Below are 17332 nucleotides of genomic sequence, written 5' to 3' on the forward strand. Positions count from 1 at the left end.
TCAAAAGTAAATCTGGTTGATTTTAACAATTTCTTCTTTGAGTTTTTCTTTTAATTCAATTGGCTTCACTACTTCGATTGAAGCACCAAATGATAATAAGTATGAAGTCAGCCAAGAACCATCTGGCTGCCATGTTTTTACTTTAGTATATTCTGTGCCTTGCTCTATTTCGATATCTGGTAAGTCTTCTTGCACCCGATAAAATAGGTCATTTTTTATCTTAAATTCAATATATATCTTTGAAAATTTTGGCTGATAATCTTTGATCAAATAGGCTTCATCGATATCATTAGCAGAAATTATCACTTCAGTCATTCGTCTTAATTTGAATAGCCGAGTGGTTTTTCTCGCACAACAATATCCTGCTAAGTACCAGGCATTTTGTTTGAAAATCAATTTATTCGGCATTGCTTCTCGTGTAGTCTTTTGGCCTTTTCCATTGGTGTAAGAAAAATGAATACACTTTTTTTGATTTTTGGCTTGGGTAATCAATCCAATCACTTTAGCTTCATCTTCTCGTCCCCAAGTTGAAAAATCAATATCGATCCATTGTTCTACTTCTTTTTTGAATAAGGAGGATAGCTTGTTGACTAAAGGAGTGACGCTTTTTAAATTAGTCGCTGCTAAATTTTGCAGTGCTAAAATAATTTGGTCTTGTTCCTCGTCATCCACAAAAGTAGCGGGCAGATGATGTGTATCCAATAAGCGAAGTCCACCATCCCGTCCACTTTGAGCATATACTGGAAAGCCTAATGCAGACAACGTATCGATATCCCGATAAATCGTACGCGTCGATACTTCAAGTTGTTCTGCCAGTATTGTTGCTTTGGCTTTATTGTGCATCGTTAAATAATGCATAATATAAAACAATCTAGAAAGATTATTCATTGTCCTTGAAATCCAAAATCAACTTACTATTTTCACCAACAAAATCATATTGATAAGAACCAGTCAACGCCTGTAATTCTCCCGTACTTTTAATGATCATACCTGGAGAATCGAGTGATCCTTTGTCAAAAATTCCTTTTTCAGCCGCTGTAAAGGTTCCTGTTTTTCCTTTATATTGGCCTTCAAAGTGAAGAAATCCTGTGATCCTAGCGGTTGCAAGATGTCCGTCTTCTTTATTACTTTCTAAATAATAGAGAAGATACTCCACCCATGCCTTACCTTGTAAATCTCCTTCAAGTTCATATTCTGCTCGAACTTGGTTCACTGGAAAATCTATTTTTTGTTCATCTACTGGTTGTTCGTCCCATTTTGTAACGCTGAATGTCACACTCATACTTATCCCTCCTTATGAATTACAGGATAGCAAACATACGTTCTTTTTACAAGCGAACAGCGCAATAAAATTTATTTTTTATTCACTAATACTGATTTCTTAGTTCAATAGAAATTCTTTGATTTTTCTACTGAAAACTGTGGCGTTCTCTGATTTAGATGCTGCTGTCGTAACATCTAGATGCCCTGGATCTTTTGACCATGCACCCGAATCAGCAGTTAAATAGACACTTAATTTTTCTTCATCTTTATGCTTATTTAGGTAATCTAAAACTTCTTTTGGAGGATCACTGGATTGAACGGTCGATAAAACGATCACTTTGTCCCAGTCTTCAATCTTATTTTCACCAATTTCTTCAACTGGTTCTACTTGCAAATAAATATTTTCATCTACTAGATTTTTTTTAAGTTCATTGATTACTTCATTTTTAAAAGCACGGTCTTGCGTGTAGATCACGGCTTTGTAAGAATTAGACTTTTCCTTTAGCTCTTTATTGATTTCATAACTTGAAATAACACCTTGAACCCTTGCCAGCCGATAATAACCTAAAAACCCAGCTCCTCCTAATACAATCAGAACGATTCCGATCAATCCGTACTTAAAAATTTTATTTTTCCATAGTTTTTTCATTTATTTTTCCTACTTTCATTTTTTTTATTCGTATCGTAAAGCGGTTATTGGATCTAATTTGGCTGCTTTTGCTGCTGGATATAACGCGAAAATCACGCCTAGTACACCAGTTATTCCTAAAGTAGCTAGTGCATTGAGTGGTGCTATCTGGATAACCTGGTTAAAACCAATACTAGATTCAATCACTGGATTCGCTAAAAATTGAATTAGATATGCAAATGCAACAGAGATAATATTAGATAACAGCATAATGTAGATTGCTTCCATCCTGAATAAACGTTTGATATAACGTTTGATATAACCTTTTTTATAGCCAATAGAGCGTAAAACACCGATTTCTTTCGTTCTTTCAACCACTCCGATATATAAAACAACGGCAATCATCACACCCGCAACAATCAGAGAAAGTCCTGCAATAAAGGCTAATAAGTAAACAATAATATCCGTAAATTGCTTAAAGGTATCTAAAAATGAAGAAGCATTTGTAATTGCATAATGTTCATATTCTGGATTTTCTTTGTATTTCTCAATAAAAGATTCTGCTTCCTCCGGATTTTCCGCAAATGCATCAATCGTATAGATTGGTTTGTTGATGCCAATTTTTTTCACCATTTCATCAAACGTTGCTGGCGATGCCATGAATCCTTGGACAAATCCTTCTTCATCTGGTGAAGTGATTCCTTTTATAACAGTCTCAACTTCAATCAAAGTATTATCGATTCCTTGTTCTCTTCCTTGGTAAACTAAAGTGATTGGTTTTGAGATCAACTGTTTTACATTTTTTCCCGTTAATTCTGAATTTTTTAAGCCTAATATCTCTCTAGCAACAGAAGCAGGTAAAACAATTCCAGATTCGTCTGCTGTGATAAATGTACCTGCTAATAAATAACCATCAGCCACCGTATTGGTTTTGTATCTTTCTTTATTTAGATTTGCTTCATCCATTTGAGTAGGAGCTAGTTTGTCAATCACCTGATCTTCATATTTAAATCGGATTCCGGCTAAATTAGCTCTTTCGTATACTTCTGTAATTCCTTCACTTGCATATAAGTCTTTCAGTTTTTTGATTTCGTCCTCTTTCAACAGTTCAGAAGGTCTCGGCGGTCCACCACGATCTGGATCTTGATAATAGGAGGTTATTTGGTTTGGAGAATAAGCTGTTTGGAAAAACTCACCTAACACTTCTGTAATCCCATTACCAATCCCTAATGCTAGTAAAATCGCAGTGATTCCGATCGAAGTGCCAAACGCGACCAATAAATTCCTCAAAATTCGACTAAAAAAGTTTTTACTCACAAGCTGCAAGGTAGCACCTAAAGAAAGAAAAACGTTGGAAGCCACTTTTTGTGGTGTTTGATTTTTATTGAAACTAGGTTCCTTAATTCGATCATCACTTAAGATATGACCATCTTTGACTCTTAAAACCTTTGTTGCGTAATTCATCAAACTTTCATCATGAGTAACTGTGATCACTAATGTGCCTTCATTGCTTAATTGTTTCAACAACTCAATAATTGAAGACGCGGTTACTGAGTCAAGTGCCCCTGTCGGTTCATCCGCAATGATCACTTTGGGATCATTCGCAAGAGCACGAGCAATCGCCACGCGTTGTTTTTGTCCTCCCGAAAGTTGACTAGGATACTTATTAGCATGATCAACTAAACCAACTTTGGTCAAAAGCTGAGTTGCTCGAGTTGTACGCTCAGATGGACTTAATGTTTTGTCTAAATAAAGAGCGCTTTTAACATTTTCAAGCACAGACAAATGTGAGACTAAATTAAAACTTTGAAAAACAAATCCAATCTCATTTTTATGAAAATCGTCCATATTCTCCGTCTTTAAATTTTGTCCTTCATATAAAATCTCTCCTTCATAATCCGTATCTAACCCACTGATGATATTTAACAATGTTGTCTTACCACTACCACTTGCTCCTAAAATCAAGGCAAAATCTCCTGCTTTAAATGTGGTTGTTATGTTATGCAAGACAGGTTCTTTTTTGTTATCGATCGTAAAACTTTTCGATACTTTTTTTAGTTGATACATTTTTTTCCTCCTATTTATTGTCTTTCAATTGATTTTTTTCTAGCCAAAGGTAAACGAAGATAATCGCTGCTGATAGACAAGCATTTAATAGAAACGTACTTGGATAAAAGCTTCCATTGTTAAATGATAAAGTGATATTCATACTTTGAGGGAAGTAATAACGTACTACGTCATTCAACAACATAATCAAAATCCAAGCAATCGCCACAATAAATGTTTTTGAAAAGTTCGGTAGCCACAATTTAGCGATAATCCCTCTTAACAAAATCAAATAACTGATCATACCAGCAAGGTAAACAGCTAATTCTAGCGATAGTATAAATAGCTCCCCTAAACCTAAAGAAATCATCGTAAAATTAAACACTAAATTGATTGCACCGATCACGATGATTTGAATATAGGAAAGTAAATATTTCGCAACGATTTTCTCAAGAGTCGAGTGATGAGCCGTGCTGGCCAATGTTCGATGATTCGGCTGAATATCTAGTTGGTTGATTCGCCAAGTTAAAATGATAGCCGCCACAACAGAGAGTAAGATTGGCAGACGGTCCCATTGAGATTCAGGCATCGTTAATTGGAAAACATATTTTGCAAAATAGCTAGTTAAAATCAAAAGTAAACTACTTAAAAAGAACTTCTTGCTTTTTTCATGATAAAAATTAAATAAATGTATCATCGGCTTCCTCCTCATAGATTTCTTTTAAGGACAACTGTTTTCGTTCCCGTAAATCTTCCAAATTGATTACTTCACAATAGCGGTTTGGATTCATAAATAACACATCTGTAAATAAAATATCCATCTCTTCAATAAAGTTAGTCGAAACTAAAATTATTTTGTTTTCACCACTGGCTTTCCTCAACATTTTTTTCACTTGTATGCGAGAGGAATAATCTAAATAGGCAAACGGTTCATCTAATAAAAACAGGTTCGTTGCTTTAGCATATTCACACGCAATCTTCACCTTGACTTTGGTGCCTTCTGAAAGTTCCTGCCATTTTTGTTTAGGAAAAATCTGCCAGATCTCCAATTGCTCCATTGCTTTTTCTAACTGAAAACTAGGAAATAACAGCGTATACTCTATCAGTATTTGTCTAATCGTTTGGGAATCTTCAAAATAATTTATGTTTGAAGCGTAAGCTACACTGGTTTTAAATACAGTACTACTTTGTTGCTGGTCATTGTATAAAATCATTCCTGTACTGATTTTTTTTTGTCCTGAGATACAGTCGAGCAGTGTTGTTTTCCCCGTACCGTTTTTACCGAGAATTCCAAGAATTTGACCTTCGCTCAAGCTAAAGGACAGCTCTTCAAAAATATTTTTTTGATATCGTTTACCGATATTTTTCACTTGTAATTTATTCATTTGCACTCCTCACAATCCGTTCAATGATGTGCTCCCTTTCATACTGTGTTAAATCAAGTTTCTGCAATTGAATAATGAAAGCTTCTATGTGAGCTTCAATCAATCGCAAACGTAAATCTGTAATTTTATCGGTTTTATTTGTCACGAATTTCCCAATCCCTCTCTGACTGATCAAAATTTCTTCTTGTTCTAAAATACTGTAGGCTCGTTGAATCGTTGTTGGGTTTACGTCTAAGTCTTCTGCCATTTGTCTGACAGAAGGTACTTTTTCATTTGGGTGCCATTGGTTACTAGCAATCCAATGTTCGACCTGCTCAATAATTTGTTGATAAATGGGTCTGTTCCCGTCATAATTCACCTGCATCCTCCCTTTCCTAGTTGCATACTGTACTGCTTTAGTCACACACTCAGCTGGTAAATCCTATTTTAGAGGAAATAAAAAAAACAATTTATATCAATGATATAAATTGCCTGAATTTGAGTTTTTATAAATCTAAGATAAAAAATCAGCTAGATTATGCTATACTTTTTATACTTGAAAGGGGGGCTGAACATTGGAGGTATATAAAGACAATCTGACTTTAATCGACTATTTAAAAAAAGAGTCTCGCAATAACTGGACAGAAAAAACGTTTGGAAAAGATACTTTAGTCATTGACGAATATGAAAAAACTGAAAATATCTATTATGTTGTTGAAGGAGTGCTCAGTGTTGAAATTCTTAATGATGGTAAACGTTACATCTCTTCTTTCATTTTCCAAAATGATTTTTTCGGCTTGGATAGTTTTTCCACATTTAAACAGAAGGAGCATGGGATTCGTGTCATTAGTGAACATGCTACGGTTTTTTGTTTATCAAAAGGAAAGCTCCTAGATTCATTAAATAAAGAACCCAGTTATTATGAATTACTGTTGACTAATTTTGCCGATATTTTTCAGCGTCATTATGGCTACTTCAATTTTCTTTATTTGCCAACTACAGAGCGCGTAAAAAGTGCATTGCGTTATTTAAGTGACCATATTGGTATCATAACTGAGACGGATCATTTAGAATTGCCGAAATTTATCACACAAGAAACGCTATCAAAATTTTGCCGTACGTCGCAATCCAGAGTGTCCGTTTCTTTAAGTGAGTTAGAAAAAACGGGCTGGCTGTTAAAAAAGAAAGTGCCAATCACCATAAATTAAAAAGTCGAAAACCAGTGTCCTACTGATTTCCGACTTTTTAGTTTATCTTGTTTTGACGATCATTTCCAACGCTTTTGCCATATCTTCACTAGTTAGATCGATACTTTCGTCTTCCATACATTGTTTCAGATTTTCAGTTACAACAAGCCCGATTACTTTATCAATACTAGAACGAACAGCCATCAACTGTGTAACTACTTCTCGGCAATCTTTTCCTTCATCCATCATTTTTAAAATCCCGCGAATTTGTCCTTCCGAACGTTTTAAGCGATTCGCTAACTTAGGATCACACGCCATCAATAACTTCCCCTCTCCACGCTGACATGCCGCCCATTACATTCGTTACATCATACCCTAATGAAGCAAAATATTCACTAGCCATTTGTGAACGTCCACCAGCTTGACAGATAATATAGTAAGGCTGTGCTTTATCTAAGGATTCAGCCATTTCTTGCAGCGTACTTAACGGCATACTTTTTGCCCCTTTGATATGTCCTGAAGCATATTCATCATCTTCACGTACATCTATGATTGCTAAGTCGTTTCTTTTTTCTAGTTGTTCAAATTCATCGATCATAATTGATTTATACATTATTTAATAACCTCCTGAGGGTAAATTGTACTATATATTTGAAAAGCACCGTCTAAATTTTTAACATCAAAACCATTGTTTTTCAAGATACGTTCTGCTAAATAGCTACGTTGTCCGCTTTGGCAACTAACGATGATTTCTTTATTAGTGGGAAGTTCCGATAAACGTTCCCTTAATTCATCTAATGGAATATTTTCAGCATGCGGTAATGAACCATTGTTTTTTAATTCACCTGGATTTCTCACATCCAGTAAAATGGCACCATTTTCTATTGTTTCTTTTAATTCGTAATATTGGATATTTTCAGAGAAACCTTCCACAATATTCGCTGCGGCATAACCGATCATATTAACAGGATCTTTTGCTGAACCAAACGGCGGTGCATAAGTAAATTCTAACTCTGGTAGATCCGTAACGGTCATGTCTGCTTTGATCGCTGTCGCAATGATATCGATTCGTTTATCCACGCCATCTTGACCAATTGCTTGGGCTCCATAAATTTTTCCTGACACAGGATGAAATAGAAGTTTCATCACGATGGGATGACTACCTGGAAAATACCCTGCATGGCTTTTTGACGTTGTGTGAACTGTTTTATAATCTAAATTACTATTTCGTAATTGGCGCTCACTTAAACCAGTACTAGCTGCTGCAAGATCAAATACTCGAACAATTGCAGTGCCAATACTTCCTTTGTTTTTACGAGTAACTCCTGCGATCACATCAGCCACTTGTCGACCTTGACGGTTTGCAGGAGATGCTAGTGAAATCAATGCATCTTCTTCTGTGATTTGTTGTTTGACAACGATAGCATCACCGACAGCGTAAATATCAGGATCATTGGTTTGGTAAGTTTCATCAACAATGATGCCACCACGCAAGCCTGTTTTTAAATCAGCTGCAACAGCCAAATCACTGGATGGTTTAACTCCAATCGATAAGATCGTAAAATCACTTGAGATTGATTCTCCTGAACTTAATTCGATGACGTTGCCTGACTCTTTAAACGCTGTTGCTCCAGCACCTGTAAGGACTGTAATTCCTTTTTCTTTTAATTCTTTTTCAACAAAGGCTGCCATTTCTTCATCTAATGGTGGTAAAATTTGCGGCGCGGCTTCCACAATTGTAACATCGATTCCTAAATGTTGTAAATTTTCCGCCATTTCCAAGCCAATGAATCCTGCACCAATCACAACAGCACGTTTAGGTTGTTCGTTTTTGACTGTCGCCACGATCTTATCGACATCTGGAACATTTCGTAAGGTATAAACATTTGTCGCTTCATCTAAACCCTTAATCGTTGGTATCACCGGTTGTGCTCCTGGTGACAGGATCAATTTATCATAACTGATTACTTCTTCTTTGCCTTTTGAATTAGTTAAAATCGTTTTATTTTTTCGATCGATGTTGATTGCTTCTGTTTCTGGATAAACATTGATATTGAACCTTTTTTTCAATTGTTCTGGCGTTTGCAAGATCAATTCAGAGCGTTCACTGATTTCTCCCGATACATAATACGGTAAGCCGCAGTTTGCAAAAGAAACATACGGTCCTTTTTCTAAAACAATGATTTCGATTTTTTCTGATAATCTTCTTAATCTAGTCGCAGCTGACATTCCACCTGCAACCCCACCAATAATCACGACTCGCATTATAATTTCCCTCCTCTGACAGCGCCACGCCAAGCACTCATGCCGCCTTTGACATTGATTGCATCGATTCCTTTAGCTTTTAATTTTTTGACTGCTTGTCGACTTCTCATACCGGATTGACAAATTACGTAAACAGGTTTATTTTCTTTTAATTGGTATGATGACATTTTACCCAATGGTATGTTTTTAGCGCTAGGAATATGGCCAGTCGTAAATTCCGCTTTTTCTCGAACATCAATTACCACTGGTTTTGAATTCAGCATTTGTTGAAGCTCAGTTGTACTAATTGAATTTCCTTTTAGAAATGAAAACATATTCTCCTCCTCTAATACCCTAAGGGGTATTAACTTGGATTATCATAAATGATTTTTCTATGTTTGTAAAGGGCTTTGTTCTGAAGATTACAGGATGCTCTTTATTTCTCCATAATAAAAAGACTATCGACACCTTTATCGATAGTCTCTTCTTATTCAAATTATTGATTGATTTTTTTTAAACTCTGGTTTATTTCTTCAGCAACTTTAAAGGACTGAATCAAAAGCAATAGCCAGACAACGGTATAACAAACTAGAACTATAGTGCTTACTGCTGCTAGATAATATAAAGAAAAAATACTATACCCCTTCAGGTAACTAATAGAGAAAACGACTATTAAAGTTCCAAAATAACTAAATAGATTTTTCCATCCCTCAGAAAGTTTAGAACTTTGATCAATGGTCATCGTAAAAGTTGCGGCCATCAAAGCTATCATAAATAAATCAAACGGAGTAGTACTTGAGAGTAGTTTACTGAAAGAAAATCCAAACAACTTTATTTGATTCAAAAACAGGTGCTCGAAAAGGAAACCTAAAACAGTGATTGAGGTAAAAATATAACACGTTGTTGTCAATACTCGAGATATAAATTTCATGAGCTCACCTCAAATGATTTTATTTTTTCTTTTAACTGCTTTACATAGTGTCTATTGATAATTAGTTTCTCTTCATTTTTTAAAGAAGCTTCAAGTTTACCATTGAACAATGGTCTAACACTATCCATTTTTTCAATATTTAATAAGGTAGATTTACTGATTCTTTGAAAATTTGTTTGTTCCAACAACTGTTCAAGTTCATATAACCGATAAGTCGTTTCAAACACTTCCTGAAGACTATAAATAAATATTTTTTCATCAATCGATTCAAAATAATAAATTTCATTTACTGGAATATAATATGTTTTTCCTTCTTTTTTTCCTTTTAATTGAAAATTGAACTGTTCAATATAATGAGTTAAACGTTTCACAGCATTCAATTTATCATTGTGTCGGATAACAATTTCAATTTCAGTAAGTTCGCCAGATTGCTCTACAGTCAATTTCACCTAAATTCCTCCAAACTATGGATTCATCAATTTAATCTCTTTCATAATTTTATTAAATTTTTCATTTTCCTCATTATGAGGTTGGTGAGCGGAAGAGTCAAATACAAACATATCCTTTTTAGGTGCTTCTAGTTTTTCATAATATTCTTGAACTAATTTATAAGATGTTACATAATCATATTTCCCTTGTAAGATATAGACTGGCACACTAACATTTGCAGTAGTTTTATTCAAATCTTCAACTAAAGTATAGTTGAATAGATGTTCCAGTGAGCCTTGTAGGCCTTTTAGAAAATCAATTTTCTCACCGATTGTATAGCCTTTAAAAAATAGTAGGTTTTGATAACTCTCCTCTAGCATTTTCCGACCATCTTTATGCGCATTTCCTCCACCAAATTTATTCAGTAGTTCTGAGCGAGTCGACATGATGTACTCAGTTGATGGGAAGTTAGATGTCTCAGGTGTTTCTTTTTCCAAAGATTGAATTGCTTTTGTATCGTTGGTTTCATTCGCATTTTTCAACATAAAATCATAAGCTATCTTTTCTGATTCCTTCTGATTAACTACTTGACCGATACCAATGTAAGCTTGATAGTCTTCTGGCTGTTTTTGAATTGTTTTCATCCCTAAAAAGCTTCCCCATGAATGACCCATAAGATAGATTTTTTCTTGTCCGAATCTCTCTTTAAGATAGTTCGTCACCTCTAGTGTATCTTCAATCATTTGATCCAAATCAACTGGATTTTTTTCTAAATCAGTATATGACATTCCAGCTCCTCGTTGATCCCAATAACACACTGTATACATTTTTTCTAGTTCAGTAAAACTTTCTTTTGACATTGCATACTCTGGATTTCCTGGACCACCATGCAAAAATAGCAATACCGGATTCTCTTGGTTTTGACCTACGATAAATAATCCTTGTTCTATACCACCAATCATTACTTTTTTCTTTTCCATCAACTGATTTTTACTATCAGAATCTTTATACGAGTCTAGAGATCCTGGTGAGTTTTTAGACAAAAATAGGAGTAAACCTCCTGTGATCAAAGTGAAAGTAAGTGTTGTACCTATCAGTATTTTTTTCCATCTTTTGTTGACTGCTTTTGACATCATTTTTTCTCCCCATTTCTATCTCATTTTCAATAAGATAAGTCTTATAATAAACAATTTATTTCTATTTACTATAGTCTTATGGGTAAGTTACATTTTTTTCAAGTTAAGTTGCATCGCGTGTCCTTATAACAGTTTGTTCTCTTGCTCAATCGCATTCTATTTTCTGTTAAACAGAAAATTTTGTCCCCAAACTGAAGTGTTTCTTAAGAAAGTCAAACAATTATTAACTTATTTGGCACATTTTTGTAACATTTAACCTTTATACTGAATGTAATACTTAAAGAAAAGAGGTTATTACATGAATCAAGGAATTCTAAAAAAACAAAATATTTTACCATTACTATTGATTCTACTTCTTTCATTTGCTAGTCTTTTCCTTATTTTTAATAAAGAAGAACAACCAATCCAAGATGAAGCGACTGCTTATCAGCAGATTTTTATTAATGAAATAGCATCTGAAGCCAAACTTTTACAAAAACAAACTCATTTATTTGCCAGTATCACCATTGCTCAAGCAATTTTAGAGTCCGACTGGGGCCGCAGCGATCTAGCGGTAGAAGCCAAAAATTTATTCGGGATCAAAGGTACTTTTAACGACCAATCTAGTATTATGCCCACGGATGAGTTTATCGATGGCGAACGGATCACGATTGATGATTCCTTTAAAAAATATGAAACGATCCAAGAATCAATGGTCGATCATATGGAATTTTTAAAAGGCGGCACGTATGAAGGAATCAAAACAAGTAAAAATTATCGAGAAGCAGCTGTCGCTTTGCAAAATGGTGGTTATGCAACCGATCCAGACTATGCTGATAAATTGATTCAATTGATCGATGAATTTAAACTATATAAATACGATAAGTAATTAAAGCATATTAAAAGCTGTTCTTAGCTAAACCAGTTATGCTTTACGTTAGGAGATTGTTGGTATGTATGCACTTTATTATGTTTTAAAAGATAGTGGTAACAATCTCCTACAAAATAAGGTCACGGCTCTTTTGAAAAGTATTTTTTCTTTCCTTTATTTCTTCGTTTTAACCACTCTGCTTCATGGATGGCTTACAGCAATTCATTTGGAAGAAATAGAACAAAAAAGGATACTAGAAGAAGCTGATTCAATGGATATCTTGCTTCAGTCAAATTCCAATGAACAGTTGCTCACTTTATTAAAAAGCTTAAAAACCGCATTCCTTATTTTCAGTATCGGTTTATTTTTATTTGGAATTTTGTATCTATTCCTTTATTTTCAAAGAGCCATTATACTAGATAAAAAGGAACTTATCCTCAAAAAAATGTTAGGTGCTTCAGCACTTCAAGTAACCTCGGAGCTTTTTATTGAATCTATGTTACTTACTTTACCTAGTTGTATTTTGAGTTTGTTCACAGCTGAAAGTCTTTACACTTTATTTTTTCAGTCGTCAGATTCTTGGCTGACAAGTATTTTATATCCACCAAGTTATTTTGTCATTTATGTGGATTTTTCGTTGATCGGATTATTTTCACTTTTACTTATTTGCCAATTTCTCTACCTGAAACAAAAACTAACAAATCTTTAGAAGGAGTCAATACGTGTGAATATTTTAGTTGCGGATGATAGTCCGGAAATGGTTCAAATCGTTAGTGCCTATTTAAAAAAAGCCGGTTTTACGGTCTTTGCTGCGCTAGATGGTGAAGCAGCCATAGATATTTTTTATCAAGAAAAATTAGATTTAGCTATTATTGATTGGATGATGCCGAAAATCGATGGTATAGAGGTTATTAAAACAATCAAAGCTGAAAGTTCATTAAAGGTATTGATGCTAACAGCTAAATCAACAGGTGAAGACGAATTTCTTTCTTTATCCGTCGGCGCAGATGATTACATCACCAAACCATTTCATCCCCAAGTGCTATTATTACGCGTAAAAAAATTGCTTGGTCTAACGCATTCGATTTATGTAAAAAATTTACTGATCGATCCTGCTAATTTAAACGTTTGGAAAAATGAACACGTTCTGGATTTAACAAAAAAAGAATTTGATTTGCTGATGATGCTCGTTAAAAACCGAGGAAGTATTCTGACGAGGGAACAGCTTTTAGTCGGTGTTTGGGGAATGGATTATGATGGCGTAGTGCGGACTGTTGACACGCATATTAGACGACTTCGTGAAAAAATTGGCGATGAGATCATCACCACAAAAAGAGGAGTGGGCTATCTCATTGAAAAAGAAAACTAGAAAAATCAGTACGACGCTCACGTTGACCTTTTCATTGATCATCATTGGCAGCTTTATTGTTATGTTTATTTTGAATAGTTTAATCGTCCCCCACTATTATTTCTCAAAAATGGAACATAAAGTGTCCTCTGTCATGACCGAAATTCAACATAGTGCCAATTCACAACAACAACTAGCAGAATTAGAAGACAACAATCAAGTCACGATCATCACACGAAGGTTAGATGGTACCTCACTTGATGATTTTAATGAAGCTTTGAATTTAGAGTTGAATCGAAAAAAAGTCGCATTAAATCGTTTTTGGATCACACAAGAAACAGTGGATCAACTCAAAAATAGCCCTCAGCCTGTTCAACGAAATTTCGATCAAGGGAAACAAAAATCCACTTTCTTAGTTGAGATGCGCGTGATTGATAATACCTTTTATTTGGTTGGTATTTCTACGGTGAATTTTTCAGAAACTGCGAACTTGATCAATACATTTAATTTTATTTCTTTAAGTATCACGTTATTGTTGATCATTGTGTTGATTTACATTTCTGTTCGAAAAATAACAGATCCTTTAGTCAATCTAAAAAAAGTAGCGGAAGAGATCACTGGATTGAGTTTTGTAACAACAAATGATATTCCAGCAAATGAAATTGGGGAGTTAGCTCTCAGCATCAATAAAATGAGTTACGCTTTGGCAACATATCAAAAAAACTTACTTGCTAAAAATGAACAGCTGAAACAATTTACAGCTGATTTGACTCATGAGCTAAAAACGCCGATTGCCTTGATCAAAGCGTATGGTTCAGGAATTGAAGATGATTTAGATGACGGAACTTATCTAAATGTGATTTTACAGCAAACTCAGCGATTAAATGATATCGTAGATCAGATGTTGGACTATGCAAAATTAGAACAGCAACAGCCTATTCATAAAGTACCGCTACAACTATCAGATACTTGGCGACAAACGGTAACAGAACTTCGACCTACAATGGAAAAAGAAGAGATTTTGTTGCTGGAAGCAGATACAGACACGCCTCTTTCATTGATTGAAGCAGATCCGATTTTACTCAAAAGAGTTTTTGATAATTTATTGACCAACAGCATTAAGTACACCACAGATAAAGAGATCCAAGCCAGTTGGCGTGAAACAGAAGAATTTATCGAATTTACGATCAGTAATCAAACCTCTTTAACTTCGGATTTTGATGTAGATAAGCTTTGGGAAGCCTTTTATGTCCATGAAAAATCACGGAATAAAAACCTTTCTGGAACAGGACTCGGTTTATCGATCGTTCAGTCTATCATGACTGAACACGGCTTTACGATTGAAGCAAGATTAGTTCATAAGACATTGATTTTTGTTTTACAATTTTATAAAGTTAGCGAACAAGCGTAGTATTTTGCGCTTGTTTTTTTATGATGATTTTGGCATTTTTCTGTAACATTAAGTTGCTAGACTTAGTTTATGTTATTAAGATTCACGGCTTGTTCCAACAGGACTAGCCCACTACGCTTTTAAAATAGGAGGAAAGTTATCAATGAAAAAATTCACTATCTATCTAAGTCTAGCCGCAATCACACTCTCTCTATCAGCTTGTAACTTCAACAAAACAAATGCGTCTAGCAAATCAGAAGAGCTGATCGTCAACAAAGAAATCGAGAAAAATAAAACGTATGCTAAAACAGATTTCTCTTTTGATGTTGATCCTGCAACTTTCACTGTTTCAATTACCGAAAATGGTGAAAAAGCAGAAGTATCAAAACCACAAGAAGCAAAAGAAGTGACTGATTTAAAAAAGAGCAAAGATGAGATCAGCTGGACCTACCCAAATGAACAACTCAAAGTCAAACTGAAAAAAGAAAACAATCATCTAGCTGTAGCGCTCACAAGTTTATCCGATGAAGATACAACGTTTACCTGGCCTAAACTAGAAGCTAAAAATTATGTATTACCCATTGCAGAAGGAAAAACGATTCCTAATGATCAAAAAGAATGGCTTGCTTATTTTAAGCAAAATGAAGAATTATCGATGAGTGAAGCTTTCTCAATGAGTTTTCTCACAACCAATCAAGAAACTTTTGCTACAACATTTGTAATGGATAATACATTTAATAGCGATCTTTTAACTAAAACAGAGCCTCACCTTACTTTTGAAGCTAGTCACAATTTTATTGGCTTCGACAAAAATAAAACATTGAATTACCGACTTTACGTTACCGATAATGATCCTGTTGCAATCGCAAAAACCTACCAAATGGACCGAATTGATTTAGGTGAATTCAAAACACTGGATGAAAAAGAAAAAGAAAATCCAGAAATCAAAAAAATGCGTGGTGCAATTCAAGTTTATTACTGGAACAGCCGTATTTTAACAACGGAAGATATTAAATGGGGGAAACTACCTCAAATGGTAGACCAACCAATTTTCCAATGGATCGGTGAATTATTGACGCAATATGGCGAAGATGGCTCTGAGGAATATCTAAAAGCTTTAGAAGCGTTTAAAAACAATGAAGGCTATAAATTCGAAAAAAATACCTTCTTAACATCAATCAATTATGTACTACTTTATCCACAATTTTATAATAAAGATATTTTCAAAAATCCAGATGCACAGGTGCAAGAACTGATCGATAAAGGCATCGACAAACTAAGTGAACAGGAACGTTACACATTAAACAAACACTTATTAGCTGGTGTCCTAGGTGATTTAACCCCTCCACTAGAAGAGTGGGGACAAGCAACTTCATCTGACGTTTTCAAAGATATGAAAGCCTCAGGCGTCGAAAATGCGTGGATTGGTCTGCCAAACTGGGCGAACGGCTTGATGAACCCAACGATGGTCAAAACAGCTGTTGATGAAGGCTACTTGATTGGTCCTTATGACTCTTATCAATCAATTCAGGAAAATGCCAGTATTGATTGGAACACTGCCTCTTTCCTTAATAAAAATCTATACGAAAACGCCACTGTAACGAAGAAAAATGGTGAAAAAGTTGCTGGTTTCTTAGGTAAAGGACGCAAACTGAATCCAACACAAATTTTTCCTGATGTAGAAGAACGTTTTACAGGCATCATGCGAAATAAAATTCCTTTCAACTCTTGGTTTCTGGATACAGATGCCGCTGGTGAAATTTATAATGACTATAGCCCAGATCACTTGACGACACAAAGTGAAGATGTTGCCGGACGTTTAAAACGGATGGATTATTTTAATCAAAATGGTCAAGTTGTCGGTTCTGAAGGCGGAAACGACTTTGCTTCCAAAGATATGGTTTTTGCTCATGGAATCGAAACTCCTGTCATTATGTGGTCCGACCCTGATATGCGTGAAAACAAAGAAAGTGAATACTATGTAGGAAGTTACGCTGCATTAGATGGCGGTATTCCAACAAAATACAAAAAAGTTGTACCGATCAAAGAAGAATACAAAGCGATTTATACTGATCCTGTTTATTCTCTTCCACTTTACAAGCTCGTTTACAATCGTTCGGTGATCACTTCTCACCAATGGGAATGGGATAGCTATAAAATCAAAGATCAAGTCGGTGAACGCCGTATGAAAGAGTATCTATACAATACTCCGCCAATGATGCATATCGACAAAGCTGCTTGGGATGAGCATAAACAAGATATCTCAGAAAATGCTAAAATTTGGAGTCCTTTCCAAAAAGCTGCTTTACAACATGAAATGACAGATTTCAAAGTGTTAACAGACGATCGTTTGGTTCAAAAAACAGATTTTGGTGATAAATTATCCGTGATTGCTAATTTCTCTGGTACTGATTACAATGCAGATATTGTTAAGGTTTCTAGTCATACTGCTTTGATCATTAATGATGGGAAAGAAACGGTTATAAAAACGGAAGATTAAGTAATAAAAAAGAAAC

General features: G+C 34.9%; 19 protein-coding genes. 6 read left to right on the top strand and 13 right to left on the bottom strand.

The features are described 5' to 3' along the window. From BCR21_RS04470 to BCR21_RS04500, 7 genes are all read right to left on the bottom strand, one after another. Entirely contained in the window at nucleotides 1–888 is an 888-nt protein-coding gene (locus BCR21_RS04470; protein WP_069645291.1) for a helix-turn-helix transcriptional regulator, read from the bottom strand. Continuing rightward, nucleotides 881–1282 carry a DUF3224 domain-containing protein gene (locus BCR21_RS04475; protein ID WP_069645292.1) on the bottom strand — a complete coding sequence of 134 codons (402 nt, stop codon included), beginning with the start codon at nucleotides 1280–1282 and terminating at the stop codon, nucleotides 881–883. Before BCR21_RS04475 ends, BCR21_RS04470 begins: the two co-directional genes overlap by 8 nt. Nucleotides 1283–1381: 99 nt before the next feature. Next, nucleotides 1382–1912 (bottom strand): hypothetical protein, encoded by a 531-nt coding sequence (locus tag BCR21_RS04480; protein WP_069645293.1) that lies wholly within the window; start codon nucleotides 1910–1912, stop codon nucleotides 1382–1384. Between the two features lie 24 nt (nucleotides 1913–1936). Continuing rightward, complete coding sequence (locus tag BCR21_RS04485; protein WP_069645294.1) at nucleotides 1937–3958, bottom strand: ABC transporter ATP-binding protein/permease; 2022 nt, start codon at nucleotides 3956–3958, stop codon at nucleotides 1937–1939. 10 nt (nucleotides 3959–3968) lie between these two features. Beyond that, nucleotides 3969–4634, bottom strand: a complete 666-nt coding sequence (locus BCR21_RS04490) for a hypothetical protein (RefSeq protein ID WP_069645295.1) — start codon at nucleotides 4632–4634, stop codon at nucleotides 3969–3971. Continuing rightward, nucleotides 4618–5322 (bottom strand): ATP-binding cassette domain-containing protein, encoded by a 705-nt coding sequence (locus tag BCR21_RS04495; protein ID WP_069645296.1) that lies wholly within the window; start codon nucleotides 5320–5322, stop codon nucleotides 4618–4620. Before BCR21_RS04495 ends, BCR21_RS04490 begins: the two co-directional genes overlap by 17 nt. Then, nucleotides 5315–5686 carry a GntR family transcriptional regulator gene (locus BCR21_RS04500; protein WP_084013221.1) on the bottom strand — a complete coding sequence of 124 codons (372 nt, stop codon included), beginning with the start codon at nucleotides 5684–5686 and terminating at the stop codon, nucleotides 5315–5317. The genes BCR21_RS04495 and BCR21_RS04500 overlap by 8 nt, the downstream gene beginning before the upstream one ends. Before the next feature lie 190 nt (nucleotides 5687–5876). Between BCR21_RS04500 and BCR21_RS04505 the strand changes: the two genes are divergently transcribed. Further along, the gene (locus BCR21_RS04505) at nucleotides 5877–6509 is read left to right on the top strand and encodes a Crp/Fnr family transcriptional regulator (protein WP_069645298.1); all 633 of its coding nucleotides are present in this window, start codon (nucleotides 5877–5879) and stop codon (nucleotides 6507–6509) included. Nucleotides 6510–6551: 42 nt separating this feature from the next. Here BCR21_RS04505 and BCR21_RS04510 read toward each other — a convergent pair whose 3' ends face one another. From BCR21_RS04510 to BCR21_RS04540, 6 genes are all read right to left on the bottom strand, one after another. Then, nucleotides 6552–6806 (bottom strand): metal-sensitive transcriptional regulator, encoded by a 255-nt coding sequence (locus tag BCR21_RS04510; RefSeq protein WP_069645299.1) that lies wholly within the window; start codon nucleotides 6804–6806, stop codon nucleotides 6552–6554. Next, a complete protein-coding gene (locus BCR21_RS04515) occupies nucleotides 6796–7101 on the bottom strand; it encodes a rhodanese-like domain-containing protein (protein ID WP_069645300.1) in 306 nt (101 codons plus the stop codon). The genes BCR21_RS04510 and BCR21_RS04515 overlap by 11 nt, the downstream gene beginning before the upstream one ends. Beyond that, on the bottom strand, nucleotides 7101–8753 hold the full coding sequence (locus tag BCR21_RS04520) for an FAD-dependent oxidoreductase (protein WP_069645301.1): 1653 nt from the start codon (nucleotides 8751–8753) through the stop codon (nucleotides 7101–7103). Before BCR21_RS04520 ends, BCR21_RS04515 begins: the two co-directional genes overlap by 1 nt. Then, nucleotides 8753–9067 (bottom strand): rhodanese-like domain-containing protein, encoded by a 315-nt coding sequence (locus BCR21_RS04525; RefSeq protein ID WP_069645302.1) that lies wholly within the window; start codon nucleotides 9065–9067, stop codon nucleotides 8753–8755. Before BCR21_RS04525 ends, BCR21_RS04520 begins: the two co-directional genes overlap by 1 nt. Before the next feature lie 592 nt (nucleotides 9068–9659). Beyond that, the gene (locus BCR21_RS04535; protein ID WP_069645304.1) at nucleotides 9660–10112 is read right to left on the bottom strand and encodes a LytTR family DNA-binding domain-containing protein; all 453 of its coding nucleotides are present in this window, start codon (nucleotides 10110–10112) and stop codon (nucleotides 9660–9662) included. A 15-nt stretch (nucleotides 10113–10127) separates the two neighbouring features. Further along, nucleotides 10128–11225: an alpha/beta fold hydrolase gene (locus BCR21_RS04540; RefSeq protein ID WP_167351763.1), complete on the bottom strand. Its 1098-nt coding sequence runs from the start codon at nucleotides 11223–11225 to the stop codon at nucleotides 10128–10130. Between the two features lie 301 nt (nucleotides 11226–11526). Between BCR21_RS04540 and BCR21_RS04545 the strand changes: the two genes are divergently transcribed. From BCR21_RS04545 to BCR21_RS04565, 5 genes are all read left to right on the top strand, one after another. Next, nucleotides 11527–12096, top strand: a complete 570-nt coding sequence (locus BCR21_RS04545; RefSeq protein ID WP_069645305.1) for a glycoside hydrolase family 73 protein — start codon at nucleotides 11527–11529, stop codon at nucleotides 12094–12096. Nucleotides 12097–12160: 64 nt separating this feature from the next. Then, on the top strand, nucleotides 12161–12787 hold the full coding sequence (locus BCR21_RS04550) for an FtsX-like permease family protein (RefSeq protein ID WP_069645306.1): 627 nt from the start codon (nucleotides 12161–12163) through the stop codon (nucleotides 12785–12787). A 15-nt stretch (nucleotides 12788–12802) separates the two neighbouring features. Next, the gene (locus BCR21_RS04555; RefSeq protein ID WP_069645307.1) at nucleotides 12803–13447 is read left to right on the top strand and encodes a response regulator transcription factor; all 645 of its coding nucleotides are present in this window, start codon (nucleotides 12803–12805) and stop codon (nucleotides 13445–13447) included. Beyond that, nucleotides 13431–14837: a sensor histidine kinase gene (locus BCR21_RS04560; RefSeq protein ID WP_069645308.1), complete on the top strand. Its 1407-nt coding sequence runs from the start codon at nucleotides 13431–13433 to the stop codon at nucleotides 14835–14837. The genes BCR21_RS04555 and BCR21_RS04560 overlap by 17 nt, the downstream gene beginning before the upstream one ends. Before the next feature lie 142 nt (nucleotides 14838–14979). Beyond that, nucleotides 14980–17316, top strand: a complete 2337-nt coding sequence (locus BCR21_RS04565; protein ID WP_069645309.1) for a glycoside hydrolase — start codon at nucleotides 14980–14982, stop codon at nucleotides 17314–17316. The last annotated feature ends 16 nt before the right edge of the window (nucleotides 17317–17332 follow it).

This window comes from Enterococcus ureasiticus, assembly GCF_001730285.1.
GTDB lineage: Bacteria > Bacillota > Bacilli > Lactobacillales > Enterococcaceae > Enterococcus_L > Enterococcus_L ureasiticus.

Bases quoted from the DNA above. Each gene is read 5' to 3' on its own strand.
- BCR21_RS04470 (WP_069645291.1), bottom strand. From the start codon at position 888: ATGAATAATCTTTCTAGATTGTTTTATATTATGCATTATTTAACGATG.
- BCR21_RS04475 (WP_069645292.1), bottom strand. From the start codon at position 1,282: ATGAGTGTGACATTCAGCGTTACAAAATGGGACGAACAACCAGTAGAT.
- BCR21_RS04480 (WP_069645293.1), bottom strand. From the start codon at position 1,912: ATGAAAAAACTATGGAAAAATAAAATTTTTAAGTACGGATTGATCGGA.
- BCR21_RS04485 (WP_069645294.1), bottom strand. From the start codon at position 3,958: ATGTATCAACTAAAAAAAGTATCGAAAAGTTTTACGATCGATAACAAA.
- BCR21_RS04490 (WP_069645295.1), bottom strand. From the start codon at position 4,634: ATGATACATTTATTTAATTTTTATCATGAAAAAAGCAAGAAGTTCTTT.
- BCR21_RS04495 (WP_069645296.1), bottom strand. From the start codon at position 5,322: ATGAATAAATTACAAGTGAAAAATATCGGTAAACGATATCAAAAAAAT.
- BCR21_RS04500 (WP_084013221.1), bottom strand. From the start codon at position 5,686: ATGCAGGTGAATTATGACGGGAACAGACCCATTTATCAACAAATTATT.
- BCR21_RS04510 (WP_069645299.1), bottom strand. From the start codon at position 6,806: ATGGCGTGTGATCCTAAGTTAGCGAATCGCTTAAAACGTTCGGAAGGA.
- BCR21_RS04515 (WP_069645300.1), bottom strand. From the start codon at position 7,101: ATGTATAAATCAATTATGATCGATGAATTTGAACAACTAGAAAAAAGA.
- BCR21_RS04520 (WP_069645301.1), bottom strand. From the start codon at position 8,753: ATGCGAGTCGTGATTATTGGTGGGGTTGCAGGTGGAATGTCAGCTGCG.
- BCR21_RS04525 (WP_069645302.1), bottom strand. From the start codon at position 9,067: ATGTTTTCATTTCTAAAAGGAAATTCAATTAGTACAACTGAGCTTCAA.
- BCR21_RS04540 (WP_167351763.1), bottom strand. From the start codon at position 11,225: ATGTCAAAAGCAGTCAACAAAAGATGGAAAAAAATACTGATAGGTACA.
- BCR21_RS04545 (WP_069645305.1), top strand. From the start codon at position 11,527: ATGAATCAAGGAATTCTAAAAAAACAAAATATTTTACCATTACTATTG.
- BCR21_RS04550 (WP_069645306.1), top strand. From the start codon at position 12,161: ATGTATGCACTTTATTATGTTTTAAAAGATAGTGGTAACAATCTCCTA.
- BCR21_RS04565 (WP_069645309.1), top strand. From the start codon at position 14,980: ATGAAAAAATTCACTATCTATCTAAGTCTAGCCGCAATCACACTCTCT.